This is a genomic window from Geminicoccus roseus DSM 18922 (genome assembly GCF_000427665.1).
Classification (GTDB): Bacteria; Pseudomonadota; Alphaproteobacteria; order Geminicoccales; family Geminicoccaceae; genus Geminicoccus; species Geminicoccus roseus.
In genome coordinates this window covers 5297552-5312961 of record NZ_KE386572.1, presented here as the reverse complement: position 1 = coordinate 5312961, position 15410 = coordinate 5297552, and the positions used below count along the sequence as shown (strand labels likewise).

The 15410-nt window shown below is 71.9% G+C and carries 11 protein-coding genes; 8 read left to right on the top strand and 3 right to left on the bottom strand.

Annotated features, from left to right (window positions below; translation table 11 throughout):
* Positions 1-23 precede the first annotated feature (23 nt).
* Complete coding sequence (locus GEMRO_RS32015; RefSeq protein ID WP_035486048.1) at positions 24-1640, top strand: sensor domain-containing protein; 1617 nt, start codon at positions 24-26, stop codon at positions 1638-1640.
* 21 nt (positions 1641-1661) lie between these two features.
* On the opposite strand, the gene GEMRO_RS32010 is transcribed toward GEMRO_RS32015, so the two are convergent.
* The 3 genes from GEMRO_RS32010 to GEMRO_RS0125915 all read right to left on the bottom strand — a co-directional run bounded on the left by GEMRO_RS32010 (position 1662) and on the right by GEMRO_RS0125915 (position 5567).
* Positions 1662-2978, bottom strand: coding sequence for an MFS transporter (locus GEMRO_RS32010; RefSeq protein WP_051329497.1), 1317 nt, complete (start codon positions 2976-2978; stop codon positions 1662-1664).
* Positions 2979-3135: 157 nt separating this feature from the next.
* Positions 3136-3912, bottom strand: coding sequence for a Crp/Fnr family transcriptional regulator (locus GEMRO_RS33110; RefSeq protein WP_051329496.1), 777 nt, complete (start codon positions 3910-3912; stop codon positions 3136-3138).
* Positions 3909-5567: an adenylate/guanylate cyclase domain-containing protein gene (locus GEMRO_RS0125915; protein WP_027136326.1), complete on the bottom strand. Its 1659-nt coding sequence runs from the start codon at positions 5565-5567 to the stop codon at positions 3909-3911. The genes GEMRO_RS33110 and GEMRO_RS0125915 overlap by 4 nt, the downstream gene beginning before the upstream one ends.
* Before the next feature lie 276 nt (positions 5568-5843).
* On the opposite strand from GEMRO_RS0125915, the gene GEMRO_RS34510 reads away from it, so the two are divergent.
* The 7 genes from GEMRO_RS34510 (at position 5844) to GEMRO_RS0125880 (ending at position 15401) form a co-directional block, all read left to right on the top strand.
* Positions 5844-6197, top strand: coding sequence for a hypothetical protein (locus GEMRO_RS34510; protein WP_027136325.1), 354 nt, complete (start codon positions 5844-5846; stop codon positions 6195-6197).
* Positions 6187-7302, top strand: coding sequence for a YcaO-like family protein (locus tag GEMRO_RS32000; protein WP_051329495.1), 1116 nt, complete (start codon positions 6187-6189; stop codon positions 7300-7302). Before GEMRO_RS34510 ends, GEMRO_RS32000 begins: the two co-directional genes overlap by 11 nt.
* Positions 7303-7388: 86 nt before the next feature.
* Positions 7389-9293, top strand: coding sequence for a TfuA-like protein (locus GEMRO_RS33105; RefSeq protein WP_157505752.1), 1905 nt, complete (start codon positions 7389-7391; stop codon positions 9291-9293).
* Positions 9294-9498: 205 nt separating this feature from the next.
* Positions 9499-11544, top strand: a complete 2046-nt coding sequence (locus GEMRO_RS0125895) for an NADH:flavin oxidoreductase (RefSeq protein WP_027136324.1) — start codon at positions 9499-9501, stop codon at positions 11542-11544.
* Positions 11544-13469 (top strand): DUF3483 domain-containing protein, encoded by a 1926-nt coding sequence (locus GEMRO_RS0125890; RefSeq protein WP_035486045.1) that lies wholly within the window; start codon positions 11544-11546, stop codon positions 13467-13469. Before GEMRO_RS0125895 ends, GEMRO_RS0125890 begins: the two co-directional genes overlap by 1 nt.
* Entirely contained in the window at positions 13466-14647 is a 1182-nt protein-coding gene (locus tag GEMRO_RS0125885; RefSeq protein WP_027136322.1) for an electron transfer flavoprotein subunit alpha/FixB family protein, read from the top strand. Before GEMRO_RS0125890 ends, GEMRO_RS0125885 begins: the two co-directional genes overlap by 4 nt.
* Positions 14640-15401 (top strand): adenine nucleotide alpha hydrolase family protein, encoded by a 762-nt coding sequence (locus tag GEMRO_RS0125880; protein ID WP_027136321.1) that lies wholly within the window; start codon positions 14640-14642, stop codon positions 15399-15401. The genes GEMRO_RS0125885 and GEMRO_RS0125880 overlap by 8 nt, the downstream gene beginning before the upstream one ends.
* Positions 15402-15410 lie beyond the last annotated feature (9 nt).

The window sequence follows — 15410 nt, the reverse complement described above, 5'->3', positions numbered from 1 at the left end:
TTGAAGCGTTGGACAGGCATGGGATGAACCGGGTCGATCCTGCTGATCCGGTCTGGGCGATCGCCGATCTCAGGCGGCAGATCACCTGCCGCTACGACCGCGATCTGCGGCTGCTCTGGATCGACCACGCCTATGCCCGGATCCATGGCCGCCATGTGGTCGGCTCCAGCTTCCTCGACCTGTTGCCGCCCGCCGACCGGGACGCCATCCGCCGCAACCTCGCCCGGATCACGCCCGAGCAGCCCCGCATCGTCACCCGGCATCGCTCGTTCGGCGCCGACGGCAGCGTCGTCTGGCAGGAATGGACCGATCACGGCCTGTTCGACGCTGACGGCCGGGTCGTGGAGTATCACGGCGTCGGGCGCGACATCACCGAGGAGGTCCAGCAGCGCGAGGAGCGCCTGGCCGTCGAGAACCGCTTGCGCCGGGCGTTCGCCGCCACCGGCGTCGGCACCTGGGACTATGATTTCAGCACCGGCGAGAACCGGCTGGATGCGCGGGCGCTGCGGATCATGGGCTATGGCGACGATGTGCCGAGGGACGTCCTGCCCTCCTGGGCGGAATGCGTCCATCCCGACGACTGGCAGGGCCTGGAGCGGCGATGGGCGGCGGTGGAGGCGGGCGGCCTCGACTGGGACGTCGAGTACCGCGCGCGCAGCGCCGCCGGCAGCTGGATCTGGCTCCACTCGGTCGCGATCGACCGCAGCGGCGACCGGGTGTTCGGCATCCTGTCCGACGTGACCGAGCGGCGCGAATCGGAGAACCGGCTTCGGCAGAGCGAGCGGCGGCTGCAGTTCGCCCTCCAGGCCGCCCGGGAGGGGCTCTGGGACCTGGATGTCCGCACCGGCCGCATGGAACTCAGCGAGCGCGCCGCCCTGCTGCTCGGCCTGGCGCCGGACGATCCGGCCAAGGGCTGGCTCGCCCTGGTTCACGAGGAGGACCGCGCCGAGGTCGACGCCGCGATGCAGGCGCTGATCGAGGGCAGCCGGGCCGAGTGCGCGATCGAGTACCGGATCTGCCGCGGGGATGGCCGGGTGCTCTGGGTGAACAACCGGGCCAGCGCCCTGGAGCGCGGGCCGGACGGCCACGCCCTGCGCCTGGTCGGCCTGCTCGGCGACATCACCGACCGCCGGCGGGCCATGCAGGAGTTCGAGTACCGGGCCCTTCACGACCCGCTCACCGGCCTGCTCAACCGCACCGCCTTCTGGGAGGCGGTCGCCCGGCTGCGCGTGGAGGAGGCCGCCGCCGCCTTGGTCCTGGTGGATCTCGACCATTTCAAGCCGGTCAACGACACCCACGGCCATGACGTCGGCGACCGGCTGCTGGTCGAGGTCGCCAGCCGCCTGCGCGGCACCGTCCGGCGCAGCGACATCGTGGCCCGCCTGGGCGGCGACGAGTTCGCCCTGCTCTGCCCGGGCTTCCAGGGTGGCCGCGACGAGGGGATCATCACCCGGCTGCTCACCGCATTGGCCGAGCCCTACCGGATCGACGGGCTGGTGATCCGGATCAGCGGCAGCGCCGGCATTGCGCTGGTCGCACCCACCGACAGCAACGAGCAGCTCTATGCCCGCGCCGACAGCGCGCTCTACGCGGCCAAGCGCGCCGGCCGGAACTGCTTCGTCACCGCCAGCGCCGCCTGACCCCATCCGGGCGCGGCCGGCTCAGCCCGCCTGGACCGCCGCCTTCCGGCCGGTGGCCGCCAGCGGCCGTTCCTCGTGGATGCAGGCCAGCGCCACCAGGCTCAGCACCGCCGAGCCGCTCAGGTAGTAGCCGACCTCCGCCAGGCCGTAGCTGCTCGCCAGCCAGGTCGCGACATAGGGCGCCAGCGAGGCGCCGAAGATCCCGGCCAGGTTGAACGCCAGGGACGCCCCGGTATAGCGCACCGCGGTCGGGAACGGGTCCGACAGCGCCGCGCCCAGGGGACCGTAGGTGAAGCCCATCAGGCCAAGGCCCAGGATGCAGAACAGCATGGCGGTCAGGGGGCTGGCCGCCTGGAACAGCCCGGCCATGAACAGCCCGAACACGCCGATCGCCACGGTGACCAGGGCCAGGACCAGCTTGCGGCCATAGCGGTCGGAGAGCAGGGCCGAGACCGGGATGGTCAGGCCGAAGAACACCACGCCGGTCATCTGGTAGAGCAGGAACTCCACCCGGCTGTAGCCCAGCGCCGTGGTGCCCCAGCTCAGCGCGAACACGGTCATCAGGTAGAACAGCACGAAGGTGGAGAGGGCGGCCACCGTGCCGATCACCACGTTGGCCTTCTGCTCGCGCAGGATGGTCATCACCGGCACGCTGACCCGCTCCTCCTTCTCGATCGCCCGGCGGAACGCCGGGGTCTCGCTGATCTTGAGCCGGACATAGAGCCCGACGATCACCAGGCAGGCGCTGAGCAGGAACGGCACCCGCCAGCCCCAGGCGAAGAAGGCCGCGTCGTCCATGGTCTCGGTCAGGACCAGGAACAGCCCGGCCGACAGGATGAAGCCGAGGGGCGCCCCCAGCTGCGGGAACATGCCGTACCAGGTGCGCCGGCCGGGCGGGGCGTTCTCGGTGGCGAGCAGCACGGCACCACCCCATTCGCCGCCAAGCCCCAGGCCCTGGCCCAGCCGGCACAGGGCCAGGAGCAGCGGGGCCGCCACGCCGATCGTCTCATAGGTCGGCAGGACGCCGATCACGACGGTGGAGACGCCCATGGTGAGCAGGGCCGCCACCAGGGTCGCCTTGCGCCCGATCCGGTCGCCGAAATGGCCGAACACCGCGGCGCCGATCGGCCGGGCGAAGAACGCGATCGAGAAGGTCGCGAACGACTGCAGGATCGCGCTGGTGGGGTCGCTGGCGGGGAAGAACAGATGCGGGAACACCAGCACCGCGGCGGTGGCGTAGATGTAGAAGTCGAAGAACTCGATCGTGGTCCCGGCCAGGCTGGCGGCCAGCACGCGGCGCGGGGAGTCCGGGGTCGAGGCGGGGATGGGGGCGCTCATCGGGATTTGTCCAGGTTGACCATGGCCCGGGCGGGGCAGGTCGCGCAGGCGACATGCGGCATCGCCGGACGAGGAAGATCCCCGCCCGCGCTTCGCCACCCGGGTCCTGTCGATTGTCGGCGGGTCTTTAGCCGGCCGGGCCGGCGGAGGCCAGCTGCTAGCCGCGCATCTCCGCCAGGTGCCGGCGCAGCCCCGGCAGGTCGAGCACGGTCAGGGCCGCGCGCGAGCGGCTGACCAGGCCGCGCCGCTTCAGCTCGTTGATCACCCGGTTCACCGATTCGCGGTGGCTGTCGTAGCGGGCCGCCAGTTCCTCGTCGGTGGGGGCGGGGTGGATCTGCACCCGGATCGTGTCCGGGGCGGGCGCCGCCTCGGCCGCCATCTGGACGATCCCGCCCACGATCCGCACCGGGGCGCGGGCGCTGTTCTCGGCGATCCGGTCGCTCAAGGCCCGGACCAGCCGCGCCAGCGACTTCAGCACTTCCTCGGCCACGCTCGGATAGGTCGCCAGCAGCCGGCGAAAGCCGCTGGGTGAAATGCGCAGGAGCTGGGAGGCCTGCATCGCCTTGGCGTTGGCCGAGCGCGGCTTGCCGTCCAGGGCGGCCAGCTCGCCGAAGGCGTCGGCCGGGCCGTACTGGCGAAAGCCGATCTCGCGCCCGCTCAGCCCGGTGGTGCTGATCGCGATCCGGCCGGAGATCAGGATGTAGATGTCGCTGCTGGTGTCGCCGGTGCGGAACACCGTGCGGCCCTTGGGCAGGCTGATCACCACCCCCTCGCGGTACACCTCGCGCAATTCGTCCCGCGACAGCATCCGGAACCAGCGGCACTGCGCCAGCACGTCCAGGATCGCCTCCTGGCCGTTCCACGCCGAGGCCGGCCGCGGCCGGATGACCGGGCGGGGCCGTCCGCCGATCTGCAGGCCGTCCGGATCGCTCATGCCGGCAGGCCCGCCTTGAGCATCCCGGAACTGAACCGCTCCTTGTCGTCGTCCGAGGCGTCCGGCTGGGTGCTCATCCAGTTGCTCACGGTGAAGCCGGGCTGGCGGCGCAGCACCTCGTCGCGCCAGCGATGGGCCTCGTCCATCATGTCCAGATGGGCATAGGCCGAAGCCAGGAGCCGTGCACCTTCGCCGGGATCGCGCATTTTCTGGATGACCTCGGTAACGCGCCGGTAATCGCTCATCTGGAAATACACGTCGCCGAGCCGCCAGAACAGGATGTCCGGCGTGTCCGGCTCCAGCTGGATGGCGCGCTCGAGCAGGGCCTCGGCCTCGCGCGGCCGCCCGGCATAGGAATGGACGATGGCGAGCTGGGAAAGGATCTCGCTGTCGTTCGGGTTGTGGCGCAGGGCGGTCTCGTAGGTGGCCAGCGCCCGCTCCCGGTCGGCCCGGTAGAGCTGCACCCAGCCGAGTTCGCCATAGGCGCGCGCATCGCTCGGATCCAGCCCGATGGCGTGCTCGGCGCAGATCTGCGCCAGGTCCATGGAGCGCTCCGGGGTCTCGCTCCAGCGGTAGCGCCACTCATGGTTGTAGGCCCGCGACAGGTTCGCCCACGCCCGGGCGAAGTTGCGGTCGAGGTCGATCGCCTGCTGGAACAGGTCGCGGGCCTGCTGGTTGGCCTCCCGGTCGTAGCGGTTCAGCAGGTAGCGGCCGCGCAGCACCAGGTGGTACGCCTCCAGGTTGCTGGTGCCGCGGCCAAGCGCCTTGCGCTCCTCGTGGCGGACCAGGCCGCCCACCAGATGGCTGACGATCTGCCGGGTCAGGTCGTCCTGGACCTCGGCCAGTTCGGCGAAGCCGCGATGGTAGCGGTCGGACCAGGCGACGAAGCCGGTATCGGCCTCCACCAGGTTGGCGTTCATCCGGAAGCGGTCGCCCTGGATCATCACCACGCCTTCCAGGATGTAGCGCACGCCCAGGGCGCGGCCGATCTGCTGGAAGTTGCCGCCCCGGCTGGGCAGGGCGAACGAGGTGGTCCGGCCGATCACGAACAGCTCGCGGAAGCGCGACAGGTCGGTGATCACGTCCTCGGTCATGCCCTCGGCCAGATAGGCGTACTGGCCGGGCTCGCCGCGCAGCCCGAACGGCAGGACCACGATCGAGGGGATGCCCGGCAGGTGGATCCGGGTGAACACCGTGCCGGCATCGGCCGGCTCGTCCTGGCGGCGCAGGCGCCACAACCGGATCGGCCGCGAGACGTTCTTGACCCGGACCTCGCCCTTGTCCTCGCACTCCAGCCCGTCGATCGGGCTGAGCTTCTCCACGAACTGCTCGGAGGCGAAGATCGCGCCCGGCGCCGCCTGCTCCTGGATCCGCGCGGTGACGTTGACCGCGTCGCCCCAGATCCCGTCGCCGTCGACCAGCACGGTGCCGCGGTTCAGGCCGATCCGGTAGCGCAGGGTCTTGTCGTCGTCGGCGGCCAGCTCGCTCTGGATCTCGATCGCGCATAATGCCGCCTGCTGGCAGTCGGGGAACTCGGCCAGGATGCTGTCGGCGGCGAGGTTGACGATCCGGCCGCCCGCACGGTCGACCGCCTCCTGGAACAGGGCGAACGAGCGCTTGAGCGCCCGGAACGTGCCCGTCTCGTCGCGACCCATGCGCCCGGTGTAGTTTTCTACATCCGCATGAAGCAGAATAGCTTCCCGGCGGGCCGACAAGTCGGCAACGTCGGTCGATGGCGGTGCGGAACGTTGAGGCACGGATTTGTACGTTTTTCTCTGAGGGCGTTCGGAAAGCGCGGGCCAGAACCTACCGCACCCACGACGTGAGAAAAATCACAGATCCAGCCCAAGACCAAGCGTAGGCTGAATGCATGGACCGTCACGACATATTCGCAATCGTTTGCATGAACCATTGATTATGGAGGCGACAAGATGACGACCACGGCCACGCCAGCTTCCGGGAAGAGGCCGGGCGTCCTGATCCGCGACGAGCAGGATGTGACTTATTTCATTCCTCTTGATGATCTGAGGAACTTCCGCCTGCCGGATGACCAGCAGCGCGGCTCGCCGATGGGCGACCGGGCCATCGACGCCCTGAACGCCGCCGCCCCGATCCATCGCCTGAAGAACGCGATCCTCAGCGAAGACGGCATGGAGTTCGAGGCCGATCCGAACAGCCCGCGCGGCGGCAAGGACAAGTTCAAGATCGATTCGATCGTCCCCGACCCCACGAGCGACCGGGGCGGCAAGGACAAGTTCGCGCCCGGCCGGTTCGGTGACGACTGATCACGGCACCCGGACCGATCCCGCCCAGACGGCGCCCACGGCCAAGCGCTGGTGGACCGGCAGCCACCGGATCCGCCTGCCCGAAGCGACCCTGGCCGACCTGGAGCCGCTGCTGCCGTTCTACGGGATCACCCGGCTCGCCGACCTGACCGGGCTGGACCGGGTCGGCGTGCCGGTATGGGCGGCCGTCCGCCCGCGCACGCGCTCGCTTTCCGTGTCCCAGGGCAAGGGGATCGACCCGATCCAGGCCCGGGTCTCGGCGATCGTCGAGGCGATCGAGCTATGGAGCGCCGAGCGGGTCGAGCCGGCCGGCCTTCGGCGCGGCGGCGAGCCGCTGGTGGAGGCGAGCGACCTCGATACCGGCCAGGCCGCCACGCTGCCCTGGGCGGAGGTGTCGCTGGACGCCCGCACCGCCACGAGGCCGCGCCCGCGCGCCAGCTCCAACGGGCTTTCCGGCGGCAACTGCCGCGACGAGGCGATCCTGCATGGCCTGTGCGAGCTGGTCGAGCGCGACGCGCTGGCCAGGGCGGTGCCGACCGCCAGGTTCGCCGGCGGGCTGCCCAGGATCGACCCGGGCGGGATCGAGGATCCGCTGGTGCGCCGGCTGCTCCGCCAGCTGGACGATGCCGGCGTCCTGCACGCGGTCTGGCGGCTGCCGGCCTGCGTCGAGCTGCCGGTCTTCCTTTGCCATGTCATGGACGATCAGGCGGTGGGCGATGACGGCCGCGGCTGGGCGCACGGCTCGGGCTGCCATCCCGACCCGGTGATCGCGTGGCTGCGCGCGGTCACCGAGGCGCTGCAGGCCAGGCTCACCCATATCGCCGGCGCCCGCGACGATACCGGCTGGGACCGCTTCCAGGCGCTTTCGTCCGAGCGGGTCGAGCGCCAGCGCGCCGCCCTGCAGGGCGGCGGGCGGATGGAGGGCCTGCCCGGGCCCGGCCGCCTGGCGCCCGGCGTCACCATCCAGGAGGATGTGCACAAGATCCTTTCGGCGCTGCTGCGCGCGGGCAAGGGGCCGTTCCGCGCCGTCGACCTGCCTTGTGGCCCGGCACCGCTGGCGGTGGTCAAGCTGGCTGCCCCGGCCCTGCAGGAGCCGGTCCACTGAACCGCGCCGCCCTGTTCATCGGCCCGACCCTCCACGGCCATGTCCTGCCGCACCACCCGGGCATCGAGCTGCGCCCGCCGGCGGCCATGGGCGATTTGTGGCGTGCCGCCCAGGAAGGCGTTGCCATCCTGGGCCTGGTCGACGGCCGCTTCGGCGACGTGCCGGCGCCGTGGCACCAGGAGATCCTGGCGGTGATCGACCGGGGCGTCCGGGTAGTGGGCGCCTCCAGCATGGGCGCGCTGCGCGCCGCGGAGCTCGACACCCTGGGCATGGTCGGGATCGGCCAGGTCTATGCCGCCTTCCGCGATCGCAAGCTGGCCGCCGACGACGAGGTCGCGGTGGTGCACGGCCCGGCCGCCACCTCCTACCTGCCCGGCAGCGACGCCCAGGTCGACATCCGCGCCACCCTGGACGCTGCCTGCGCGCGCGGCCTGCTGGCCCCCCACGAGACGGTGCTGCTGGTGGAGGCGATGCGCCGGATCTGGTTTCCCGAGCGCAGCCGCGCCCGCCTGGTAGAGGCCGCGGAGAGCCTTCTGGGGCAGGCGCGGGCGGCGGTGGTCCGGCAGGTCTGCCGGGACGACTGGGTGTCGGTGAAGGCAGCCGACGCGCTGCTGCTGGTGGACGAGCTTGCCCGGCTGCTGGCAGCGGGCGTGCCGCCGGCGCCGCAGCCCTTCCCGTTCGAGGAGACCCTGCCGTGGCGGGCGGCCCGGCTGAAGCTGCCGGACCTGGGCGGGGACAGCCCCGCTTCACCGCCCCGCCGATCATCCCCAAGCCCCGGAGAGGTGCCCATGCCCAGCTGGTTCGACCGACCGCCACTCATCGCCCCGGACCGCCGCCCCTGGGCGCTGTCGGTCTATGTCGGCGCGGACAACGACCTCGCGTCCGACGTGGGCGGCGACATCGATTCGATGCGGAGCGCCGGCGATTCCTCCGGGGTGCACGTGGCCGGCCAGGTCCATGTGCCGGCCTCCTCGGTGTCCGGCCGGTTCCTGGTCGGGCCCCGGCCCGCCGACGGGCTGCGCGCGCCGATCGAGATCGCCCCGTTCGGGCCGCGCGATTCCGGTGATCCCGCCACGCTGACCGGCTTCCTGGAATGGAGCCTCACCGCCTTTCCCGCCGACCGCCGGGTGCTGGTGCTCTGGGGGCATGGCCGCGGCCTGTCGGTGCTGGGCGACGATACCGAGGGCGGCTGGATCGATCTGGACGAGCTGGGCAAGGCCCTGGCGATCGCCGGGCTCGACACCGACCGCCGCCTGGCGATCCTGGGCTTCGATGCCTGCATGATGTCCAGCGCCGAGTGCCTGGTCGAATCGGCGCCGTTCGCGGAATGGGTGGTGGCCTCCCAGCAGGTCGTGCCCAACGAGGGCTGGGCCTATGACACGGTCCTGCGCCGGCTGGGGAGCGCCATCCTGCAGCCCGAGGAGCTCGGCCGGCTGATCGTCGACAGCTATGTCGCCGACCACACCGTCCGCCGCCAGGCGGATGTCGACCTGGCGCTGCTGGATACCGCCTGCGCCGACGATCTGGGCGCGGCACTCGGCCATCTGGGCGACGCGCTGGTGCCGCTCCTGCCAGGCCTGGCGCAGCCGCTCGACACCGAGCGGATGATGGCCCGCTGCTTTCGCAACGGCGACCTGGTCGATATCGGCGACATCGTCCGGCGGGTCGTGGGGCTGTCCGATGATCGGCGGCTGCGCAGCGCGGCCGGCCGGGTGCTCGACCGGCTGGACGAGGCAGTCGTGTACAAGAATTCGATCCGCGCCATCGACAAGGATGGGGTCGGCAGCCCAGACGAGCATCGCTGCGGTCTGTCGCTGTTCTGGCCGCGGATCCCCGGTGTCTGGCACCAGGCCCGGCGCAGCTATGGCCGACTGCGCTTCGCCAAGTCGGGCGGCGCCGGCTGGGTGCGCTTTCTGGACGCAGCTCTCGGTTCTGGCGCCCCCGATGCCAATGTGATGAATGTCACATCTGCTGCAGCACCAGGGAGCTAGCATCTCCCTCGTGCCTCCCTCGCACAGATTTTAGAGGTCCGGCCGCTAGGCGCTTAATCCCCCCCGATAGCTTGGCGGCCGGTTTTTTTCTTCAGCGTCAGCTTGCGTCGCTCTCGCGCTTGACGCCCCCCGGAGCCGCTGGCCACCATCGCATCCGACGCGCGCCGTTCCATCTGGGAGCCGCGCCCGAAGGGGACCTTTCGCGATGGCGTCGACCGACGCGCTGTTCCAGCCCTTGACCATCCGCAACTGCACCATCCGCAACCGGGTGATGAGCACCTCCCACGCGCCGTCCTACGGCAAGGACGGGATGCCGCAGCAGCGCTACCAGCTCTACCACGAGGAAAAGGCCAAGGGCGGCATCGGCCTGACCTCGGTCGGCGGCTCCTCCTCGGTGGCCCCGGACAGCCCGGCGGCGTTGTGGAACCAGCTGGACATCAGCGACGACAAGGTGATCCCCTACCTGCAGGAGTTCAGCGCCCGGGTGCACAGGCACGGCGCGAAGATCTTCTGCCAGATCACCCATATGGGCCGCCGCACCCGCTGGGATGCCGAGAACTGGATGGCCACGGTCTCCAGCTCGCCGGTCCGCGAGCCCTCGCATCGCTCCTTTCCCAAGGAGATGGAGGACTGGGACATCCGGCGGATCCAGAAGGACTATGCCGCCGCGGCGCTGCGCCTGAAGGAGGGCGGCTTCGACGGGGTCGAGGTGCTGGTCGACAGCCATTTGCCCGGCCAGTTCTGGTCGCCGCACGTCAACCGCCGCACCGACGCCTATGGCGGCTCCACCGAGAACCGCAGCCGCTTCACCCGCGAGCTGTTCGAGGGGGTGCGCCGGGCCATCGGCGACGACATGGTGTTCGGCATCCGCATGTCCGGCGACGAGCTCCTGGACGACGGCATCACGCCCGAGGAGGCGATCCGCCTGGCCCGCCTGCATGTGGGCGACGGCCACATCGACTATCTCAACGTCAACTGCAGCCACGTCTACACCGAGCGCGGCCTCGCCAACCTGATCCCCAACATGTCGATGCCGGTGGCGCCCTACCTGGCGCTGGCCAGCCTGATCAAGCGCGAGATCGGCACCGTGCCGGTGTTCCATGCCGGCCGCATCCCCGACGTCAACACCGCGGCCCGGGCGATCGAGGAAGGCCATGTCGACATGGTCGCCATGACCCGCGCCCACATCGCCGACCCGCACATCGTCAACAAGCTGCGGGAAGGCCGGCCCGACGACATCCGCCAGTGCATCGGTGCCGGCTACTGCATCGACCGGATCTATACCGGCGGCGACGCGATCTGCATCCAGAACCCCGCCACCGGCCGCGAGGCGACCCTGCCGCACATCGTGCCCAAGGGGCAGGGCGGCAGGACCGTGGTGGTGGTGGGCGGCGGCCCGGCCGGCATGGAGGCCGCAAGGGTCTCCGCCGAGCGCGGCCACCGCGTCGTCCTGTTCGAGAAGGCCCCGGCGCTGGGCGGCCAGATCGCCCTTGCCGGCAAGGCCGACTGGCGGGAGGGCCTGAACGGGATCACCCGCTGGCTGCAGGGCCAGCTGCGCCGGCTAAACGTCGAGCTCCGCCTCTCCACCGAGGCCAGCGCCGAGGCGGTCCGGGATCTTGACCCCGACATCGTGATCGTCGCCACCGGCGGCCACCCGAACCTGAACGAGGTCAAGGCCGCACCCGGCCACGTGGTCAGCACCTGGGACATCCTGAACGGCGCCGTGGCGCCCGGCGAGAACGTCCTGCTGTTCGACGACCATGCCGACCATCACGGCCCCTCGGTCGCGACCTTCATGGCCAAGCGCGGCAGCAAGGTCGAGGTGGTGACGCCCGAGCGCAAGCTGCTGGTGGAGGTCGGCATGACCAACTTCCCCCACTACCTGCGCGACCTCTACCAGTCCGGCTCGGTGATCACCCCGGACACCCGGCTCACCGAGGTCTATCCCGAGGGCAACAAGCTGATCGCCGTGCTGGTCAACGAGTACACCGACGCCGAGGAGGAGCGGGTCGTCGACCAGGTGGTGATCGAGCACGGCACCCTGCCGAACGACGAGATCTACTTCAGTCTGAAACCGTTCAGCCGCAATTTGGGCGAGGTCGATGTCCGCCGGCTGCGCGACCGCCAGCCCCAGGAGATCGTCAACAACCCCGACGGCAGCTTCATGCTGTTCCGGGTCGGCGACGCGGTCGCCTGCCGCAACATCCACGCCGCCCTCTACGATTCCCTCCGCCTCTGCATGACCTTCTGATGGGCTCGGCGCTGATCGTCCCGGTTGTGCTGCTGGGTGCCGTTCTGTGGGCGGCGATCGGCCTGCTGGGCCGGGCCGCCGGCTGGCTGGCCGGACGCCCGGCCAGGGTCGACTGGTGGTCCGGCCTGCTGGCCCTGCCGCGCCGCTACCTGGTCGACGTCCACCACGTGGTCGCCCGCGACCGCTACGCCTCGACCATGCACATCCTGGCGGCCGGCGGCCTGGTGGCGGCCTTGCTGCTGCTGCTCCTGGTCCATGTCGTCCATCTGGGCGGTCCCTGGACCGCCTGGCCGCTTTTGGCCGCCTGCCTCATCACCCTGGTGGGCGTGGAAATGGTCCTGCGCCGGCGCAGCGAGCGGCCGCCGCGCCTGTCCGGCGGGCGCTGGAACCGCTTTGGCTGGGCGATCGGCGGCTTCGCCCTGGCGCTGGCCTGGTTCACCCTGCCGGCGGCGGGTCTCCTGGACGATCCGGGCCTGGCCCATCCGCTCACCCTGGCGTTCGCCGCCCTTCTCGCCTGGTCCGCCTTCGAGCTGGCCGACGGCCTGGCGAGCGGGCCGATGCGCCACGCCGTGGCCGGTGCGCTGAACCTGGTGGCCCATCCGCGCCCGCGGCGCTTCACCGAAGGGCGCAGGGCGGTCGGCCTGGAGCCGCTCGACCTGGAGGCACTCAGGCTCGGCGCCGAGACGCCTCAAGATTTTGCCTGGAACCGCCTGCTGATGGCGGATGCCTGCGTGTCCTGCGGCCGCTGCGAGGTGCAGTGCCCGGCCTTTGCCGCCGGCCAGCCGCTCGACCCGAAATTCCTGATCCAGGCAATCGCGATCGGTCAGGCCGCCGACCATGCCGACGACCGCTCCTATGCCGGCCGCCGCTGGCCGGGCATGGAGGACCGGGTAGGCGAGGGCGGAAGCGCCCTGCCGCTGGTCGGCACGGAAGGGCTGATCCCCCCTGAGGCCTTGTGGGCCTGCACCACCTGCCGCGCCTGCGTGGAAGCCTGCCCGATGATGATCGAGCATGTCGACGCGATCGTCGACCTGCGCCGCTTCCAGGCCCTGGAACTGGGGGCCGTGCCCGGCAAGGCGCCCCATGCCCTGGCCGAGCTTGCCGCCGCCGACAACATCCATGGCCGCCCGCCCGAGCGGCGCATGGACGCCTTCACCGACCTGGGCCTGCAGCGCCTGAAGGATGTGGGCTCCACCGACCTCCTGCTCTGGCTGGGCGACGGCGCCTTCGACCCGCGCGGCCAGCGCGCCATCCGCGCCTTCGTCCAGCTGGCCCGCCATGCCGGCCTGGACCTGGCGGTGCTGGGCGAGGAGGAGCTGGACACCGGCGACTTGGCAAGGCGCCTAGGGGACGAGGCCCAGTTCCAGCGCCTGGCACGAGCCAACATCGCGACCCTTGCCCGCTACCGCTTCGGGCGGATCGTCACCACCGACCCGCATGTCCTGAACTCCCTGCGCAACGACTACCCGGCGCTTGGCGGCCACTACACCGTCGTCCACCACACCGCCCTGCTGCTGGAGCTGGCCGAGCAGGGCCGGCTGCGGCCCGCGGCAGGACCCGCTGGCGGCCCGCTCACCTATCACGACCCCTGCTATCTCGGCCGCTGGAATGGCGAGTTCGAAGCACCCCGCCGCCTGCTCGACCTGATGGGCATCCAGCGGGTCGAGATGGAGCGCCATGCCCGCACCTCGCGCTGCTGCGGCGGCGGCGGCGGCGCGCCGCTCACCGACATCCAGGGCCGCCGGCGCATCCCCGACATGCGCATGGACGATGCCAGGGAAGTCGCCGCCGCCACGGTGGTGGTCGCCTGCCCGACCTGCGCGGTGATGCTGGACGGCGTCACCGGCGAGCGCCCCGAAGTCGCCGAGATCGCCGAGCTGGTCCTGGCCCGCGTCGCCGCCCCCGCCCTGGAGCAGGCGGCATGACCACCCGCCCGCGCCGCGATCCCCATGCCGAGCGCGCCCGCACTGTTCTGGGCCCGTCCGGCCGCAAGCGCCGCCTGCCGCCGGGGCCGGTGCGCCCGCGCAAGGACCCGCACGCCCCGCGTGCCCACGCCATGCCCGGCCCCTCCGGCCGGCTGCGCCTGGACCCGCATGGCGGCGAGCTGGTCCATCTCCACGGCATCGCCCCGGCGCCGGCCGCTGCCGCGGAGCAGCCGCTGGTCGTTTCAGCGCCGTCCTGCCTGGTGCTGGCGGTGCTGGACCTGCCAGGCGGGCGGCTGGAGCCAGCCGACCTCGGCCTGCTCGCCGCCGCCCGCGACCTGGCCGACCGGCTGGACGGTGCGGTCCTGGCGCTGACCCTGCACGGCCGCCACGACCTGGCCCGCCAGGGCGTCGACCGCCATGCCGCCCTGGAGCTGGACCCGGCCTGGAACCCCGATGCCGCCACCGCCGCGATCTCGGCGGTGATCGAGCGCCTTGCCCCCCGCCACGTCCTGTTCACCGACCACCCGCTCCTCGGCGCCGACCGCGCCCGCCGCCTGGCGGTGGCGAGCGGCCTTGCCGCCGCCTTTGCCGTGCACCGCCTGGACGAGAGCGGCCTGCGCGCCCGGGGCGGCGGCATCGACCTGGTCGGCCCGCTGGCGCCGATCCTGACCCTGCACGACATCCTGCTGGCCGACCGGCCGGACGCCACCCTGCGCGAGGCCCGCCCGGTCCAGGTCGACCTCCCCCCGGCGCCTGCCGGCGGCATCGAGGATTTGGGCGAGATCCCGGTCGACCTGACCGGCGCACCCCTGTCCGAGGCCGATCTCGTGGTCAGCGCCGGCGATGGGGTGCGCGACTGGCTCTGCTTCCACGATCTGGCCCGGCAGCTCAACGGCACGGTCGGCGGCTCGCGCCAGGTCTGCGACCGGGGCCTCCTGCCGCGCGACCGCCAGGTCGGCGCATCCGGCACCCTGGTCGCACCCAAGGCCTATCTGGCGTTTGGCATCAGCGGGGCGCCCCAGCACCTGCAGGGCATTGAGCACTGCCAGCGCGTCGTCGCGGTCAACACCGACCTGCACGCCAAGATGATCGAGCGTGCCGACCTCGCCATCGTCGCCGACGCCCAGGCGGTGATGCCGGCGCTGGCGGCCCTTCTGCGCGAGCGCCGCCATGGCTGAGATCGTGGTCCTCCTGTCCGCCGGCCGCCACCCCGCCACTGGCCGCCCGCGCCCGGCCGATGGCGATGCCCGGGCGCTGCAGCTGGCCCGCACCCTCCAGGCAGCCGGCCATGATCTAATCGGCCTCCATGCCGGCCCGTCCGACGACGCGCTGCGCCCCTATGCCGGATTCGGCCCGCTGGACCTGGTCCGCCTGGACCTGCCGGAGGAGGCCGATCCCGCGCCGGCCCTGGCCGGCTGGCTGGGGGCGCGCCGCCCGGCCCTGGTGCTGGCCGGTGCCCGCGCCGAGCGCGGCCCGGCCAGCGGAATGCTGCCCTATCTCCTGGCGCAGGCGCTGGGCGGCGCCTGCGTCCCCGAGGTCGCGGCCATCGAGGCCCTGGCGGAGCGGGTCACCCTGGTCCAGGCCCTGGAGGGCGGCCGACGCCGCCGGCTGGCGGCCCCCGCCCCGGCCGTGCTGACCGCCGCGGCCACGGCGCCCGAGCCCGGCGGCTGGGCCTATGCCCGCGCCGCCCGGGCGGTGGTCACGATCGAGCCCACCGCCGTTCCGCCGGAACAGGCGCCGGCCTGGCAGGCGGAGCCGGCCCGGTCGCTGGCCCGCCCGATGCGCCGGCTGCGCGGCGGCGCCTCGGCGCGCCTGGCCGCCGCCACCTCGTTCACCGCGGGCCAGGGCCGGCTGATGGTCGAGCCGCCGCCCGAGGAGGCCGCCAAAGCGATCCTCGACTATCTTGCCGCCGAGGGCCTGCTGCGCTCCTGACGCGCGGGC